Annotated in this window: 12 protein-coding genes and 1 pseudogene; 4 read left to right on the top strand and 9 right to left on the bottom strand. The window is 57.7% G+C overall.

Features of this window, described 5'->3' with window-relative positions; translation table 11 throughout:
- Positions 1–291: 291 nt before the first annotated feature.
- From asnB to nagB, 5 genes are all read right to left on the bottom strand, one after another.
- Complete coding sequence (asnB, locus tag ABLV54_RS16320; RefSeq protein ID WP_032455135.1) at positions 292–1956, bottom strand: asparagine synthase B; 1665 nt, start codon at positions 1954–1956, stop codon at positions 292–294.
- Between the two features lie 278 nt (positions 1957–2234).
- Complete coding sequence (locus ABLV54_RS16315) at positions 2235–2987, bottom strand: HAD-IIA family hydrolase (protein WP_023288846.1); 753 nt, start codon at positions 2985–2987, stop codon at positions 2235–2237.
- A gap of 119 nt (positions 2988–3106) precedes the next feature.
- Entirely contained in the window at positions 3107–4327 is a 1221-nt protein-coding gene (locus ABLV54_RS16310) for an N-acetylglucosamine repressor (protein ID WP_032455136.1), read from the bottom strand.
- 8 nt (positions 4328–4335) lie between these two features.
- Complete coding sequence (nagA, locus tag ABLV54_RS16305) at positions 4336–5484, bottom strand: N-acetylglucosamine-6-phosphate deacetylase (RefSeq protein ID WP_032455137.1); 1149 nt, start codon at positions 5482–5484, stop codon at positions 4336–4338.
- 114 nt (positions 5485–5598) lie between these two features.
- Positions 5599–6399: a glucosamine-6-phosphate deaminase gene (nagB, locus tag ABLV54_RS16300; RefSeq protein WP_012542446.1), complete on the bottom strand. Its 801-nt coding sequence runs from the start codon at positions 6397–6399 to the stop codon at positions 5599–5601.
- 316 nt (positions 6400–6715) lie between these two features.
- Between nagB and nagE the strand changes: the two genes are divergently transcribed.
- Together nagE and glnS are read left to right on the top strand one after the other, a co-directional pair.
- The gene (nagE, locus tag ABLV54_RS16295) at positions 6716–8671 is read left to right on the top strand and encodes a PTS N-acetyl glucosamine transporter subunit IIABC (protein WP_023288849.1); all 1956 of its coding nucleotides are present in this window, start codon (positions 6716–6718) and stop codon (positions 8669–8671) included.
- Positions 8672–8849: 178 nt separating this feature from the next.
- Positions 8850–10517: a glutamine--tRNA ligase gene (gene glnS / locus ABLV54_RS16290; RefSeq protein WP_004885933.1), complete on the top strand. Its 1668-nt coding sequence runs from the start codon at positions 8850–8852 to the stop codon at positions 10515–10517.
- A gap of 54 nt (positions 10518–10571) precedes the next feature.
- Here the strand turns inward: glnS and ABLV54_RS16285 are convergent.
- Positions 10572–10880, bottom strand: a pseudogene (locus tag ABLV54_RS16285) (methionine synthase).
- Between the two features lie 75 nt (positions 10881–10955).
- Here ABLV54_RS16285 and chiP point away from each other — a divergent pair.
- Positions 10956–12359, top strand: a complete 1404-nt coding sequence (gene chiP / locus ABLV54_RS16280; protein WP_023288850.1) for a chitoporin — start codon at positions 10956–10958, stop codon at positions 12357–12359.
- Between the two features lie 47 nt (positions 12360–12406).
- On the top strand, positions 12407–12739 hold the full coding sequence (chiQ, locus tag ABLV54_RS16275) for a ChiQ/YbfN family lipoprotein (RefSeq protein ID WP_050532982.1): 333 nt from the start codon (positions 12407–12409) through the stop codon (positions 12737–12739).
- A 51-nt stretch (positions 12740–12790) separates the two neighbouring features.
- On the opposite strand, the gene ABLV54_RS16270 is transcribed toward chiQ, so the two are convergent.
- From ABLV54_RS16270 to tcuA, 3 genes are read right to left on the bottom strand one after another with little or no spacing between them, the layout of a single operon-like run.
- A complete protein-coding gene (locus tag ABLV54_RS16270) occupies positions 12791–14086 on the bottom strand; it encodes an MFS transporter (RefSeq protein WP_023288852.1) in 1296 nt (431 codons plus the stop codon).
- 54 nt (positions 14087–14140) lie between these two features.
- Entirely contained in the window at positions 14141–15280 is a 1140-nt protein-coding gene (gene tcuB / locus ABLV54_RS16265) for a tricarballylate utilization 4Fe-4S protein TcuB (RefSeq protein ID WP_023288853.1), read from the bottom strand.
- Positions 15267–16670, bottom strand: a complete 1404-nt coding sequence (tcuA, locus tag ABLV54_RS16260) for an FAD-dependent tricarballylate dehydrogenase TcuA (RefSeq protein WP_248861043.1) — start codon at positions 16668–16670, stop codon at positions 15267–15269. Before tcuA ends, tcuB begins: the two co-directional genes overlap by 14 nt.
- Positions 16671–16678 lie beyond the last annotated feature (8 nt).

Genomic DNA, 16678 nt, shown 5'->3' with positions numbered 1-16678 from the left:
CCTGTGACCCCATCATTATGAGTGATGTGCTCTAACCAGCTGAGCTACGTAGCCATCTTTTTTTCGCGTAACCTTATCGGCGTTGCGGGGCGCATTATGCGTATTGGGCCTGCGAGCGTCAACCTCTTTTTCAAGGAAAATCGTTGTAATGTGACTGTTTGGTTAGGTTGCGAACAGCTCGCTGCAATAATCGGCAATTATTGGTTATTTATCGTTTTTCAGCGGCATAAATCCCGCAAAAAGAAAACGGACCCCGGAGGGTCCGTTTCGCGTTTCATCGCCTGTCAGGGCTTATTTATAGGCCGACTGGTGGACGCCCACCGCGCGGCCTGACGGATCGTTCATGGTTTTGAACGCTTCATCCCATTCAATGGCTTTGGCAGAAGAGCAGGCCACCGACGGACCGCCAGGGACACACTCCGCCGCGCTTGGCAGCGGGAACAGCTCTTCGAAGATCTCGCGGTACAGATAGCCTTCTTTGGAGGTCGGCGTGTTGTACGGGAAGCGGAAGCTTGCGGTTTCCAGCTGCTGGTCGCTGATCTGTTTCGCAGCCACTTCTTTCAGCGTATCGATCCAGCTGTAGCCGACGCCGTCAGAGAATTGCTCCTTCTGACGCCACGCCACGCTGGCCGGCAGATAGGATTCAAAGCATTCGCGCAGGATATGTTTTTCCATTTTGCCGTTGCCGCACATCTTATCCTGCGGGTTGATGCGCATCGCCACGTCGAGGAACTTCTTATCGAGGAACGGCACGCGGGCTTCCACGCCCCAGGCGGACATCGCTTTGTTGGCGCGAGCGCAGTCAAACATATGCAGCGCCTGCAGCTTACGCACCGTCTCTTCGTGCAGTTCTTTGGCGTTCGGCGCCTTATGGAAGTAGAGGTAGCCGCCGAATACTTCGTCCGAGCCTTCGCCGGAAAGCACCATTTTGATGCCCATGGCTTTAATTTTACGCGACATCAGGTACATCGGCGTCGAAGCGCGAATGGTGGTCACATCGTAGGTTTCGATGTGATAGATAACGTCGCGGATCGCATCCAGCCCTTCCTGAACGGTAAAGTGAATTTCATGGTGCACGGTGCCGAGGTGGTTAGCCACTTCCTGCGCCGCTTTCAGGTCGGGAGAGCCTTCCAGACCGACCGCGAAGGAGTGCAGCTGCGGCCACCAGGCTTCGCTACGCTCCTGATCTTCGACGCGACGGGCGGCGAATTTCTTGGTGATGGCGGAGATGACCGAAGAATCAAGGCCGCCGGAGAGCAGCACGCCGTAGGGCACGTCGGACATCAGGTGGCTTTTCACCGACTCTTCCAGCGCCTGACGCAGTTCGTTCTTATCGGTAACGTTGTCTTTTACCGCGTCGTAATCGAACCAGTCGCGCTGATAGTACTGGCGAATTTCACCGTCTTTGCTCCACAGGTAGCTGCCCGCCGGGAACTCTTTAATGGTGCGGCACACCGGCACCAGGGCTTTCATTTCTGAGGCGACGTAGAAGTTGCCGTGTTCGTCATGGCCCATATACAGCGGAATAATACCGATATGGTCGCGGCCAATTAAGTACGCGTCTTTTTCGCTGTCGTACAGGGCGAAGGCGAACATCCCCTGCAGGTCGTCGAGGAACGCCGGGCCTTTTTCCTGATACAGCGCGAGGATCACTTCGCAGTCGGAGCCGGTCTGGAACTGATAGCGATCGCCATATTCCGCGCGCAGCGCCTGATGGTTGTAGATTTCGCCGTTAACGGCCAGCGCATGGGTTTTTTCGGCGTTGTACAGCGGCTGGGCGCCGGCGTTGACGTCGACAATCGACAGGCGCTCGTGCGCCAGAATCGCTTTGTCGCTGGCATACACGCCAGACCAGTCCGGACCGCGATGGCGCATCAGGCGGGAAAGCTCCAGCGCCTTTTTACGCAGCTCGCCTGCGTCAGTTTTAATATCCAGTACGCCAAAAATAGAACACATAGCCTTCTCCATTACCCTGTCGTGTTTGATGTTGTGCTGGCTTCGTCTCGTGGCGAAGCCTGAGTGCGTGCTTAAGAAAATGCCGTAAAGGGGAAGCCGGCGCAAGGGTTTTACGGCCGGAAAAAGAAAAAACGCAACTGCGATTGTTGAATAGTAAAAAAAGAGTATCTTTTGAACGGCTTTATTGAAGAATACGCAATTATAAGCCGTTTTTATTAGGTGGGGGGCTTTTAGCAGGCGTCAGAAATGAACAACCACGTCCTGAGACGTGGCTGGCATTAGAAAATATCGATTTCCGCGACGGAAGGGTAGATCCACGACGGGCGGAACGGCATGCTGTCGATGTCGTCGAGGGTCGAGACGCCGGAGAGCACCAGAATGGTCTCCAGCCCCGCCTGGAAGCCGGCCAGAATGTCGGTGCGCAGATTGTCGCCGACGATCACCGTCTGTTCGGAGTGGGCCTGCATTTTGTTCAGCGCTGAGCGGATGATCCACGGGCTGGGTTTACCGACGTAAAACGGCTTACGGCCGGAGATCTTCTCGATCCCGGCGCACAGGGCGCCGCAGGCCGGGTAGAAGCCGCGACCGTGAGTATCCGGGTTGGTGGCAATGAAGCGGGCGCCATTGGCGACAAAGAAGGCCGCCTTATGCATCATCTCCCAGTTAAAGGAGCGGGTTTCCCCGACGATGACAAAGTCCGGGTTGACATCGGTGATGGTAAAGCCGGCTTTATACAGCTCGTGGATCAGCGCCCCTTCACCCACCACATAGGCTTTCTTGCCTTCCTGGCGGCGCAGAAAATCGGCCGTCGCCATTGCCGAGGTGTAGAAGGCGCTATCCGGCACCTCAATCCCGGCGGTGGCGAAACGGTTCGCCAGATCCTGCCCGGTTTGCGACGGGTAGTTGGTCAGCATCACCAGCGGCATGCCTTTATCGAGGATGCGCTTGATAAACTCGGCAGCGCCGGGAACGGCGACGTTATCGTGCATCAGCACGCCGTCAATATCACAAATTATGTTTTGAATGGTCATGGTGGGTCCAGAATCATTAACAAAGACGAAACTATACGCGTCATCGATGCGGTTTCACACCTCTGACGGGCGATGCCCGCCAGTGACAGAGCGACGCGCTTATCTGTAGAGGGGGGCGATTAGCTCTCAAGCAAGCGCTGCAGCAGCGTGCCATTGAGCATGGCGCGTTTGACCAGCGCGAAGGCGCCAATCGCTGAGCGATGATCGAGGGTGGAGCGCACCACCGGCAGGTTCTTACGAAACGCCTTTAGCGCCTGGGCGTTAATGCAGCCCTCAATGGCCGGGAGCAGCACTTTCTCGGCTTCCACAATTTCGCCGGCGACGACGATTTTTTGCGGATTGAACAGGTTGATGGCGATGGCGATCGTTTTTCCGAGGTGACGCCCTACGTACTCGATCACCTCGCAGGCCAGTGCATCGCCCTTGTTGGCCGCTTTGCAGATGGTTTTGATCGTGCAGTCATCGAGGGTCAGGCGGCTCTGGTAGCCCTGGTCCAGCAGATGGCGAACGCGATGTTCGATGGCGGCGTTCGCCGCGACGGTCTCCAGGCAGCCGAAGTTGCCGCAGTGGCAGCGTTCGCCCAGCGGATCGACCTGAATATGGCCAATTTCGCCCACGTTGCCGTTACGGCCAATAAAAATGCGTCCGTTGGAGATGATCCCCGCCCCGGTGCCGCGGTGCACGCGCACCAGAATGGAGTCTTCGCAGTCCTGGCTTGCGCCAAAATAGTGCTCGGCCAGCGCCAGACTGCGGATATCGTGCCCGACAAAGCAGGTAACGTTGAAGCGTTTTTCCAGCGCCCCGACCAGGCCCCAGTTTTCCACCGCAATGTGCGGCATATAGCGGATCACGCCGCTTTCTGGATCCACCAGCCCCGGCAGGATCACCGAGATGGCGATCAGCTCGCGGATTTTGCGCTGACAGTTTTCGATAAAAGTGGCGATGATATTCAGCAGGGCGTGTTCCAGCGTTTCCTGGGTGCGCTCGGGCAGCGGGAAATGCTCCTCCTCCAGGGTCTTGCTGCTTAAATCATAGAGGGTCAGGGTGGCGTCATAGCGGCCAAGGCGCACGCCAATGGCGTTGAAGTTACGCGTCTCCGCAATGATGGAGATGGCGCGGCGCCCCCCGGTGGAGGCCTGCTGATCGACTTCTTTGATCAGGCCGCGCTCAATAAGCTGACGCGTGATTTTGGTCACGCTGGCAGGGGCAAGCTGGCTTTGTTCCGCGATCTGAATGCGCGAGATAGGCCCATGCTGGTCAATCAGGCGGTACACGGCCGCGCTGTTCAGTTGTTTTACGAGGTCAACGTTACCAATTTGAGCTTGTCCGCCTGCTGTCATACTTTTACTTACTCAGTGACGACCTCGTTACCATTAACGATGGTCTTGGTGATTTTATAATCGCGTGTAAAGGCGGTCAGGTTAGCGACCATACCCGGCGCAATGCTGCCGAGCTGCTTGTCCACACCAATGGCGCGCGCGGGATAGAGCGTCGCCATCCGCAATACTTCGTCCAGCGCCACACCGCAATGCTCAACCAGATTACGCACCCCTTCAATCATGGTCAGGGAAGATCCGCTGAGGGTGCCGTTTTCATCTACGCACAGCCCGTTGCGGTAGTATATTGTTTTCCCGGCAAAAATGAACTGGTCAATATTCGCCCCCGCCGGCGCGGTGGCGTCGGTGACCAGGCACAGTTTGTCGCCTTTCAGGCGCTTGGCGTTGCGCACGTTGGCGTAATCGACGTGCATCCCGTCGACAATAATACCGCAGTAGACATCCGGCTCGTCAAAAATCGCCCCGGCCAGACCCGGTTCGCGGCCGGTAATGTACGGCATTGCATTATACAGGTGGGTGGCGAAGGTAATGCCCGCGCGGAAGCCCACTTTCGCCTCTTTCAGCGTGGCGTTGGAGTGGCCCGCGGAGACGACGATCCCGGCGGCGACCAGTTTGCGGATCACTTCCGGCTCGACGCGCTCAGGGGCGAGGGTCACTTTGGTGATCACATCGGCGTTGTCGCACAGGAAATCGACCAGCGCCGCGTCCGGTTTACGCACGTAGTCGGGATTGTGGGTGCCTTTCTTAACGATATTCAGCCAGGGTCCTTCAAGATGCAGACCCAGCGCCTGGTTCGGGTGCTTTTGCAGGTATTCGCGCATCACGCGGACGCCTTGCTTCATCAGATCGTCGCTGGAGGTAATCAGCGTCGGCAGGAAGCTGGTGCAGCCTGAGCGTTCGTTGGCCTTCTGCATGATCTCCAGCGTTTCGACAGTGACCGCGTCAGGGCTGTCGTTAAACTGCACGCCGCCGCAGCCGTTGAGCTGGACGTCGATAAAACCGGGGGCGAGGATCGCGCCGTTGACTGAGCGCTGCTCGATGTCAGACGGCAAATCTGCCAGCGGACAAAGACGTTCGATAAGGCCATTAGCGATAACAACCGCATGGTCATCGAGAATTTCATGACCGGTATAAACCCGGCCCTGGGTTAATGCATACATTACGACCCCCGGTATATACGTCTCATCAGGCCCGGGAACGTTCGTTTGCCGCCGGCCTGATGATGCATACAAAGAAAAAGATGGTCCCGCGCAAAGTCGCGGGACGCGACTACATTACAGACCTTTAATATTTTCAGCTTCTAATTCGTTGAAATATTTCAGCGTCTTCACTTTCAGCTCCATGGTGGACGGTTCGTCGCAGACGATCACCGCCTTCGGATGCAGCTGCAGACAGGTAATGGTCCACATGTGGTTGACGTTACCTTCAACTGCCGCCTGCAGCGCCAGCGCTTTCTGATGGCCCAGCACCAGAATCATGACTTCTTCTGCATCCAGCAGGGTGCCCACGCCGACGGTCAGCGCATATTTCGGCACCAGATCCACGTCGCCGTCGAAGAAGCGGGAGTTCGCCACACGGGTGTCATGGGTCAGGGTCTTAATACGGGTGCGGGACGCCAGAGAAGAGGCCGGTTCGTTGAACGCGATGTGGCCATCGTTGCCCACGCCGCCCATAAACAGGTGGATTTTACCGTAGGAACGAATTTTTTCTTCATAGCGACGGCATTCCGCATCGATGTCCGGCGCGTTACCATTCAGCAGGTTGATATTTTCTGCCGGAATATCAACGTGGTCAAAGAAATTACGGTGCATGAAGCTATGATAGCTTTCCGGATGCTCTTTCGGCAGGCCAACGTATTCATCCATGTTGAAGGTGACAACGTGTTTGAAGCTAACCTGGCCTGCTTTATGCATTTCAACCAGCGCCTTGTAGGCGGTGAGCGGGGTGCCGCCGGTCGGCAGACCCAGCACGAACGGACGGTCCGCGGTTGGTTTGAATGCATTAATGCGGTTCACGATATGGCGGGCAGCCCATTTACCGACCTGCTCAGCGGTTACCAGGGGGATCAGTCTCATTCTTCACCTCTATAGTTAAAAGTAGAATCTGGCGGATTGGCGCCAGCACTCTGAGGAGAGTATTGCAGCAACTGCGCCGACCGGGGTCAATCCGTGTTGATTTTTTGAATGATAAAATAAGTTTTCGATGTTAGCCAGTCTAAGGGAGGGGTGAATACGATATTTGGTGATAATTATCACAAAAAATACCCGTTTAATTTGCGATACGAATTAATTTTTCACACACTTTGCCGGTAAGTGATAAAACCGACCTTGTTACACAATAAAAAAGTGGCTTTGAAAATGAGCCTCATCGGGGTCTCATAGGGGGAATAAGATGAATATTTTAGGTTTCTTTCAGCGACTGGGTAGGGCGTTACAGCTCCCTATCGCAGTGCTGCCGGTCGCGGCATTGCTGCTGCGTTTCGGGCAACCAGACCTGTTGAATGTACCCTTCATCGCGCAAGCGGGTGGGGCTATCTTCGACAACCTGGCGCTGATCTTTGCTATCGGTGTGGCGTCAAGCTGGTCCAAGGATAACGCCGGTTCTGCGGCGCTGGCCGGTGCAGTAGGTTATTTCGTGATGACCAAAGCGATGGTCACCATCAATCCGGAAATCAACATGGGCGTACTGGCCGGTATTATTACCGGTCTGGTAGCAGGGGCGGTGTACAATCGCTGGGCCGGCATCAAGCTGCCGGACTTCCTGAGCTTCTTCGGCGGCAAACGCTTCGTGCCGATCGCCACCGGCTTCTTCTGTTTGATCCTCGCGGCGCTCTTCGGCTACGTCTGGCCGCCGGTGCAGCACGCTATCCATGCGGGCGGCGAGTGGATCGTTTCCGCAGGGGCGCTGGGTTCCGGTATCTTCGGCTTTATCAACCGTCTGCTGATCCCGACCGGTCTGCATCAGGTGCTGAACACCATCGCCTGGTTCCAGATTGGTGAGTTCACGAACGCCGCAGGCGCCGTGTTCCACGGCGACATCAACCGCTTCTACGCCGGCGACGGCACCGCGGGGATGTTCATGTCCGGCTTCTTCCCGATCATGATGTTTGGTCTGCCGGGCGCGGCGCTGGCGATGTATCTGGCCGCTCCGAAAGCGCGTCGTCCGATGGTGGGCGGTATGCTGCTGTCTGTTGCCATCACCGCGTTCCTGACCGGGGTAACCGAGCCGCTGGAATTCCTGTTCATGTTCCTGGCTCCGCTGCTGTACCTCCTGCACGCGGTACTGACCGGTATCAGCCTGTTCATCGCAACGGCGCTGGGCATTCATGCGGGCTTCTCCTTCTCCGCAGGCGCCATTGACTACGTGCTGATGTACAGCCTGCCGGCCGCCAGCAAAAACGTCTGGATGCTGCTGGTGATGGGCGTGGTGTTCTTCTTCGTCTACTTCCTGCTGTTCAGCGCGGTGATCCGCATGTTCAACCTGAAAACGCCGGGTCGTGAAGACAAAGCTGCTGACGTGGTAACGGAAGAAGCGAACAGCAACACTGAAGAAGGCCTGACCCAGCTGGCGACCAGCTATATCGCCGCGGTGGGCGGAACGGACAACCTGAAAGCGATTGACGCCTGTATCACCCGTCTGCGCCTGACCGTGGGCGATTCGGCGAAAGTCAACGACGCCGCCTGTAAACGTCTCGGCGCGTCCGGGGTGGTGAAACTGAATAAGCAAACCATCCAGGTTATCGTCGGCGCGAAGGCAGAGTCTATCGGCGATGAGATGAAAAAAGTGGTGACCCGCGGCCCGGTAGCGGCAGCGGCAGCCGCGCCGGCTGGCAACGTCGCCACCGCAGCGCCCGCGGCTAAACCGCAGGCGGTAGCGAACGCGAAGACCGTTGAGTCGCTGGTTTCGCCGATTACCGGTGACGTGGTGGCCCTCGAACAGGTGCCGGACGAAGCCTTCGCCAGCAAAGCCGTCGGCGACGGTATCGCGGTGAAACCGACCAGCAACATCGTGGTGGCCCCGGCCGCCGGTACCGTGGTGAAAATTTTCAATACTAACCACGCGTTCTGCCTCGAAACCAACAACGGTGCGGAAATCGTTGTCCACATGGGTATCGACACCGTGGCGCTGGAAGGCAAGGGCTTCAAACGTCTGGTTGAAGAGGGCGCGGACGTGAAGGCGGGCGAGCCGATTCTGGAAATGGATCTGGACTTCCTCAACGCCAACGCGCGCTCGATGATTAGCCCGGTGGTCTGCAGCAACAGCGATGACTACAGCGCGCTGGTGATACTGGCGAGCGGTAAGGTCGTTGCCGGCCAGACGCCGCTGTATGAGATTAAAGGCAAGTAAGGCTCCTGAGTTGAGTTTATGCCTCAGCGGCGAAGGGAAACCTTCGCCGCTTTTTTTTGCAGCAATCGGCCCCATAATCCTCTTCTGATACCTATTTTACGTAACTAATAGTTGTCACTACGCCCTGCTTGTAAGATCATGTGCCGTTATACGTTGTTTACGCTTTGAGGAACCCGTGATGAGTGAGGCAGAAGCCCGCCCGACTAACTTTATCCGTCAGATCATTGATGAAGATCTGGCTACCGGTAAGCACACCACCGTTCACACCCGCTTCCCGCCGGAGCCGAACGGTTATCTGCACATTGGCCATGCGAAATCCATCTGCCTGAACTTCGGCATCGCCCAGGATTATCAGGGCCAATGCAACCTGCGTTTCGATGACACCAACCCGGTGAAAGAAGATATCGAATACGTGGAGTCGATTAAAAACGACGTGCAGTGGTTAGGTTTCCACTGGTCCGGGGACGTTTGCTACTCGTCTGATTACTTTGATCAGCTGCATCAGTATGCGGTTGAGCTGATCAACAAAGGCCTGGCCTATGTTGATGAACTCTCTCCTGATGAAATTCGTGAATATCGCGGCACCCTGAAAGCGCCGGGTAAGAACAGCCCGTATCGCGACCGCAGCGTGGAAGAAAACCTGGCGCTGTTCGAAAAAATGCGCAGCGGCGGCTTCGAAGAGGGCAAGGCCTGCCTGCGCGCGAAGATCGATATGGCGTCGCCGTTCATCGTGATGCGCGATCCGGTGCTGTATCGCATTAAGTTCGCTGAGCATCATCAGACCGGCAACAAGTGGTGCATCTACCCGATGTACGACTTCACCCACTGCATCAGCGATGCGCTGGAAGGCATTACCCACTCGCTGTGTACCCTGGAGTTCCAGGACAACCGTCGTCTGTACGACTGGGTGCTGGACAACATCAGCATCCCGGTTCACCCGCGCCAGTACGAATTCTCGCGCCTGAATCTTGAATACACGGTGATGTCCAAGCGTAAGCTGAACCAGCTGGTGACCGAGAAGCACGTGGAAGGTTGGGACGATCCGCGTATGCCGACCATCTCCGGTCTGCGTCGTCGCGGCTACACCGCCGAATCCATCCGCGAATTCTGCAAGCGCATCGGCGTGACCAAGCAGGACAACACCATTGAGATGGCGTCGCTGGAGTCCTGCATTCGCGAAGATCTCAACGAAAACGCGCCGCGCGCGATGGCAGTGATCGATCCGGTGAAACTGGTTATCGAGAACTACCCGCAGGGCGAAAGCGAAATGGTGGCGATGCCGAACCATCCGAACAAGCCGGAGATGGGCAGCCGCGAAGTGCCGTTCAGTGCGGAAATCTGGATCGACCGCGCGGACTTCCGTGAAGAAGCCAACAAGCAGTACAAGCGTCTGGTGCTGGGCAAAGAAGTGCGTCTGCGCAACGCCTACGTCATCAAAGCGGAACGCGTGGAGAAAGATGCCGAAGGCAATATCACCACTATCTTCTGCACCTACGATGCCGACACCCTGAGTAAAGATCCGGCTGATGGCCGCAAGGTCAAAGGCGTGATCCACTGGGTGAGCGCGGCGCATGCGCTGCCGGTAGAGATCCGTCTCTACGATCGCCTGTTCAGCGTACCAAACCCGGGCGCAGCGGAGGATTTCCTCGCGGTGATCAATCCGGAATCGTTGGTGATCAAACAGGGTTACGCGGAGCCGAGCCTGGCGCAGGCGGAAGCGGGTAAAGCTTACCAGTTTGAACGTGAAGGTTACTTCTGCCTCGACAGCCGCTATGCAACCGCAACCAGTCTGGTGTTTAACCGCACCGTCGGTCTGCGCGATACCTGGGCGAAAGCGGGCGAATAACCGTTTCCCTACCGTCAAAGCGCCGCACTCTGCGGCGCTTTTTTTGTTTCAGAATCAGCCAATTACTCTTTTTATTTTCGCGAAGCGAATTAATTCTGTTTCAAACCGGAAATAAATAACGCTTCTGATATTTCCTGTCTCATACAAAAAACCAATGTAATCGCGTTCAGGTTTTGCGTTTTTCCCTGATTTTGCAATGACTTCCATGACAAAATCATCAGAGATAAGACTGTAACAAAACGACATAAATTATGTGCGCTTTGTCATAATCTTAAGCTTTGCCTCACGAAAAACATTGATAATTCGCGTCACGAAAAATAGTCTATCTACAGTGGTTTCGCGGCCTTTTTCACCGCCCCACATTTTGCAGTGTTATTTATTTTTTTTAGCGAATGACCCCTGGTCTTCGCCTTTTAAAACGTCAAAGAGGATATGCACATGCGTACGTTTAGTGGCAAACGTAGTACGCTGGCGCTGGCTATTGCCGCCGTCACCGCGATGTCGGGCTGGGTTGTGATTCCGCAGGCCAGCGCAGCAGGCTTTATCGATGATTCTACTTTAACCGGCGGTATCTATTACTGGCAGCGTGAGCGTGACCGTAAAGATGTGACCGACGGCGACAAATACAAAACCAACCTTTCCCACTCCACCTGGAACGCCAACCTGGACTTCCAGTCCGGCTATGCCGCCGATATGTTTGGCCTTGATATTGCGGCGTTTACCGCGATTGAAATGGCGGAGAACGGCGACAGCGGCCACCCGAACGAAATCGCCTTCTCGTCGCGTAACAAAGCCTATGACGAAGACTACTCCGGCGATAAGAGCGGCATCAGCCTGTATAAAGCCGCTGCGAAATTTAAATACGGTCCGGCATGGGCGCGCGCGGGCTACATCCAGCCAACCGGTCAGACCCTGCTGGCGCCGCACTGGAGCTTTATGCCGGGTACCTATCAGGGGGCGGAAGCCGGGGCCAACTTCGACTATGGCACCGCGGGCGCGTTAAGTTTCTCCTACATGTGGACGAACGAGTATAAAGCGCCATGGCATATCGAGATGGATGATTTCTACCAGAACGATAAGAAGACCAAAGTCGATTATCTCCACTCCGTCGGCGCCAAATATGATTTCAAAAACGACCTGGTGCTGGAGGCGGCATTTGGTCAGGCTCAGGGCTATATCGATCAGTACTTTGCTAAAGCCAGCTACAAGTTTGACGTCGCCGGCGCGCCGTTGAGCACCAGCTACCAGTTCTACGGCACTCGCGATAAGGTCAGCAACGGCGGGGTCAACGACATCTATGACGGCACCGCATGGCTGCAGGCGTTAACCTTTGGCTATAAAGTGGCGGATGTGCTGGATCTGCGTCTGGAAGGGACCTGGGTGAAGGCCGATGGCCAGCAGGGCTACTTCCTGCAGCGTATGACCCCGACCTACGCCTCCTCCAACGGTCGTCTCGATATCTGGTGGGATAACCGTTCCGACTTCAACGCCAACGGCGAAAAAGCGGTCTTCTTCGGCGCGATGTATGACATGAAAAACTGGGATATGCCGGGCTGGGCGTTTGGCGCGTCTTATGTGTACGCCTGGGATGCGAAGCCGGGCAAAATGTCCTCCCCGGACGCCTACTATGACGCTGATTACCGTCTGAAAGAGTCGGCCTACAGCCTGGATGCGCTGTATACCGTGCAGGAAGGCCGGGCGAAGGGCACGCTGTTTAAACTGCACTTTACCCAGTACGACAACCATTCCGATATTCCGAGCTGGAGCGGCGGCTACGGCAACATCTTCCAGGATGAGCGCGACGTGAAGTTCATGGTTATCGCCCCGTTCACAATTTTCTGATGCCTGCGCGGCGGGCGTGAGCCTGCCGCACCTCTGGGAGAACGACAATGAAAAAAATGCTGCTTATTGCCATGATGGCATCGGCTCTGGTGGCCTGCACCACGTCGCCGGCGCCGAAAGAAGACACCAAACTGAAAGATGCCTATAGCGCCTGTATTAATACGGCGGAAGGCAATCCGGACAAAATTGAAGCCTGCCAGAGCGTACTGAATGTCCTGAAAGAGGATAAACAGCACCAGCAGTTTGCTAACCAGGAGAGCGTCCGGGTACTGGATTATCAGCAGTGTATCCAGGCTACCCGTACCGGTAACGATCAGGCGGTGAAAGCGCGCTGCGACCAGATCTGGAAAGAGATCCGCAGCAATAACACGGCCCATTAAGCCAGACGGCAGCGGCAAACGGGCGGAGTCTATCTCCGCCCGTTTGTTTTTTTAGCGCTGACTCTCCGCCGGCTGATAGCCGCGACTCAGGCGCACGAACAGCAGCGCGGTGGCGATGAACCCGCACAGCGCAGCGCACATCAGCCACCATCCCGGCGCGCTTTTATCGCCGGTAAGCTCGACCAGGGCAGTGGAGATAGCCGGCGTCAGGCCGCCGAAGATGGCGGTGGCGAGGCTGAAGGCCAGCGAAAAGCCCACGGTGCGGACATAAACCGGCATCACTTCGGTGAGCGCTGCCACCATCGCGCCGTTATACATGCCAAAGAAGAAGGAAAACCACAACAGGACCAGCGTCATACGGGTGAAATCCGGCGCGGCGGTGAGCCAGTGCATCACCGGCCAGGTGGTGAGCAGCGCCAGCACGGTAATCCCCATCAACACCGGGCGACGACCGATCCGATCGGAGATCGCGCCGCCAATCGGTAACCAGATAAAATTGGAGATGCCCACCAGCATGGTGACCAGCAGGCTGTCGCGGGCGCTGAGATGCAGCACTGCTCTGCCGTAGGTTGGCGTATAGACGGTAATAAAGTAGAAAGTGGTGGTGGTCATCGCTACCAGCAGCGTCCCCGCGGTAATAATGCGCCAGTTTCTGGCGATGGTGGTCAGGATCTCTTTGGTATCCGGGCGATGTTTACGCTGCAGGAATTCCTCGGTCTCCTGCAGCGAGCGGCGCAGCACGAAAATCAGCGGAATGATCATACAGCCAATAAAAAAGGGGATGCGCCAGCCCCAGGCGGCAATCTCCTCATGTTCCAGCGTGGCGTTCAGCGCATAGCCGATCAGCGCCGCCATGATGATAGCCACCTGCTGGCTGGCGGACTGCCAGCTGGTATAGAAGCCTTTATTGCCCGGCGTAGCGATTTCAGAGAGATAGACCGACACTCCGCCAAGCTCGACACCCGCCGAGAACCCCTGCAGCAGACGGCCCACTAACACGAGGATCGGCGCCAGCACGCCGATAGTCTGATAGCCAGGGACCAGGGCGATGAGTAGCGTCCCGCAGCCCATGATCGCCAGGGTGACCATCAGCCCTTTGCGGCGACCGATTCTGTCGATATAAGCGCCGAGCACCACCGCGCCGATAGGACGCATCAGGAAGCCCGAGCCAAATACCGCAAAGGTGAGCATCAGCGCCGCGAACTCGCTCTCCGCCGGAAAGAAGGTGCGGGCGATATAGGTGGCGTAAAAGCCAAACAGGAAGAAGTCGAACTGTTCGAGAAAATTACCGCTGGTCACGCGGAGGATAGCGCCGACGGTGCCGGCGCGGGTGGGTTGTTGGGTCATAGGGGGTGCTCTCCATTGTCATTATCTTGTTGTTATCGGGTGCAGAGGGGCAGGTCAGTCGCCGGCGACGCCCGCCTGTTTTCCGCGGCGTTTCTCAATCGCCCACTTGAGTAACGCCGCACAGCGATAAAATCCGTGGGCAAATTTTCCATACGGCAGGGTTAAGAACAGGGCCATCACCACCCCGAGGTGGATGGCGAGCAGGACGCCCATCCACGAAGTATCCCGCCCCGCCAGCAGCGCCAGGCCGGTGAAGCTGGTCAGCAGCAGCAGCAGAATAAATCCGCGATCCATCGGTTTCTGCCGCGCGTCGCCGTGCAGCGGCGAGCGGCGCAGGTTCAGCCACAGCAGGCCCGCCGGGCCGACCAGCAGGCCGATGCCGCCGAGGGTGCCGAGCAGCACCGGCAGGCTGAAGAACGGGTAGGGGGCTTCCTGGCCGGCGATATAGTGATAGCCCGTGGCCACCACGGTGGCGGCGAAACAGAGCATAAAGCCGTAGAAGGTGCAGTGGTGGAAACGGCGGCGCAGCAGGGTGAAGGCGTCATCGGCTTCGTTGCAGCCTTTCCCGTGGCCGCCGTCGAGATATTTCAGCGTCAGCGCATCATGGGATGCCTTCGCAATATCAATCGGTTGCGGCTGGCCCGGGGAGATCTCGCGCCAGAAGCGGATCACCCCGCTCATCAGTAAGCCAATCGCCAGCACAAAGACCGAACCAAACATCCACGCCAGCAGGTTATGGGGGAATATCTGGTAGAAGTCGCCCGCCAGCGGCGGATGGCGCAGCGAGCCTTTGAGCCCCATCGCCAGCAGCAGAAAGACAATCAGGCCGCCGACCAGCGCCAGCACGGTGGTCATGCCGGCCCGGCGGTACAGGCTGCCAAAGGCGGCGGGCTGGGCGTAGTGTTGATAGGTCTCGAGCCGGACTTCGGCCATCGCCTTCGGCACGTTAATGGCGAACTCGTGCGGCGGCGCATACTGGCAGGCATGCAGGCAAGCGCCGCAGTTATGGCACAGGTTAGCCAGATAGTTGATATCCGCCTTGCCAAAGGCCAGGCGCTGGGTCATCGCCGGGAACACGGCGCAAAACCCTTCGCAGTAGCGGCAGGCGTTACACACCTGCATCACCCGTTCGACTTCCGCCTCCGGTTCGGTGATGATCTGCGCGTCAATGATCAGCTTTTCAAGCGACTTCATGGTGTTTCTCCTGCTGCGCCGCCCGGGCGGCTTGCTGGCCGGCGATGCGGCCGAAGGTGGTGCCGATCGACATCCCGACGCCGGCGGTGTAGCCCTTGCCCAGCACGTTGCCGGCCATCATTTCCCCGGCGACGAACAGATTACGGCTGGGTTGACCGGCGAAATGGACGGCGGCGGTGTCGTCGACGTAGAGCCCGAGGTAGGTGAAGGTGATCCCCGGCCGCAGGGCGTAGCCGTAGTAAGGCGGCGTATCGATGGGGCGCGCCCAGTGGGTTTTCGCCGGCGTGAGGCCAGAGGTCGCGCAGTTATCCAGGCGGGTGTGATCGAACTGGCCCGGCGCGCAGGCGGCATTATAGTCGGCGATGGTTTGCTCTAAGCGTTCGCCGTCCAGCCCCAGCTGGCGGGCCAGTTCCGCGATGGTATTGGCCTGAGCGCCGGGAAAGACGGGGGGCATAAAGTGGCCGATGGCTTTGCTGTCGATGATCGAGTAGCCGATCTGTCCAGGCTGGTGGGCGACCAGTCGGCCCCAGATGGCGTAGCGTTTAGGCCAGAAATCTTCCCCCTCATCATAAAAGCGCACGGCATCGCGGTTGACCACCACCCCCAGCGAAACGCAGTCGACGCGGGTGCAGATCCCGCCGTCATAGAGCGGCGCCCGGGCGTCAATGGCGACGCAGTGGGACTGGGAAGGATCGCCGATGATATCGGCCCCGGCGTCGATCATAAACTTGAGCAGCACCCCCTGATTGAAGCGCGTGCCGCGGATGAGAAAGTTATCGGCGGGCCATTCGCCGCGGTCATTTTGCCCCCAGGCCTCGCGCAGCCACTCGCGGTTGGATTCAAATCCGCCGGCGGCGAGGACGCAGCTTCTCGCGACAATCCGTTCCTCGCCCGCCAGCGCGGCGACAAATTCACCGTTGCGCAGTTCCAGAGCCTGCACCGGCGTGTTGTAGCGGATCTGCACCCCCATCCGCTCTGCGCTGCGGTAATAGGCATTGACCAGCGCTTTGCCGCCGCCCATAAAAAAGGCGTTGGTGCGGGCCACGTGCAGGGCGCCGGAGAGCGGCGGCTGAAAGTTAACCCCGTGCTGACGCATCCAGTCCCGGCACTGTGACGAGGTGCGGATCACCAGCCGGGCCAGCGCTTCGTTGGTGTTCCCTTCGGTGACGCGCAGCAGATCCTGCCAGTACTCCTCTTCCGGATAGCTGTCGACCAGCACGTCCTGCGGCGCATCGTGCATACAGCGCAGGTTACGCGTGTGCTGCGAATTGCCGCCTCGCCACTCCCGCGGCGCCGCCTCCAGCAGCAGCACCGAGGCGCCGGCTTCCCGGGCGGTTAAGGCGGCGCATAGCGCGGCATTGCCGCCGCCAATGACCAGTACATCCACCATTATCGGCT

The sequence above is a fragment of the Klebsiella sp. JB_Kp042 genome, assembly GCF_040065275.1.
GTDB lineage: Bacteria > Pseudomonadota > Gammaproteobacteria > Enterobacterales > Enterobacteriaceae > Klebsiella > Klebsiella quasipneumoniae.
The sequence above is the reverse complement of the archived record's forward strand: the minus strand, read 5'-3'. Positions and strand labels throughout refer to the sequence as shown.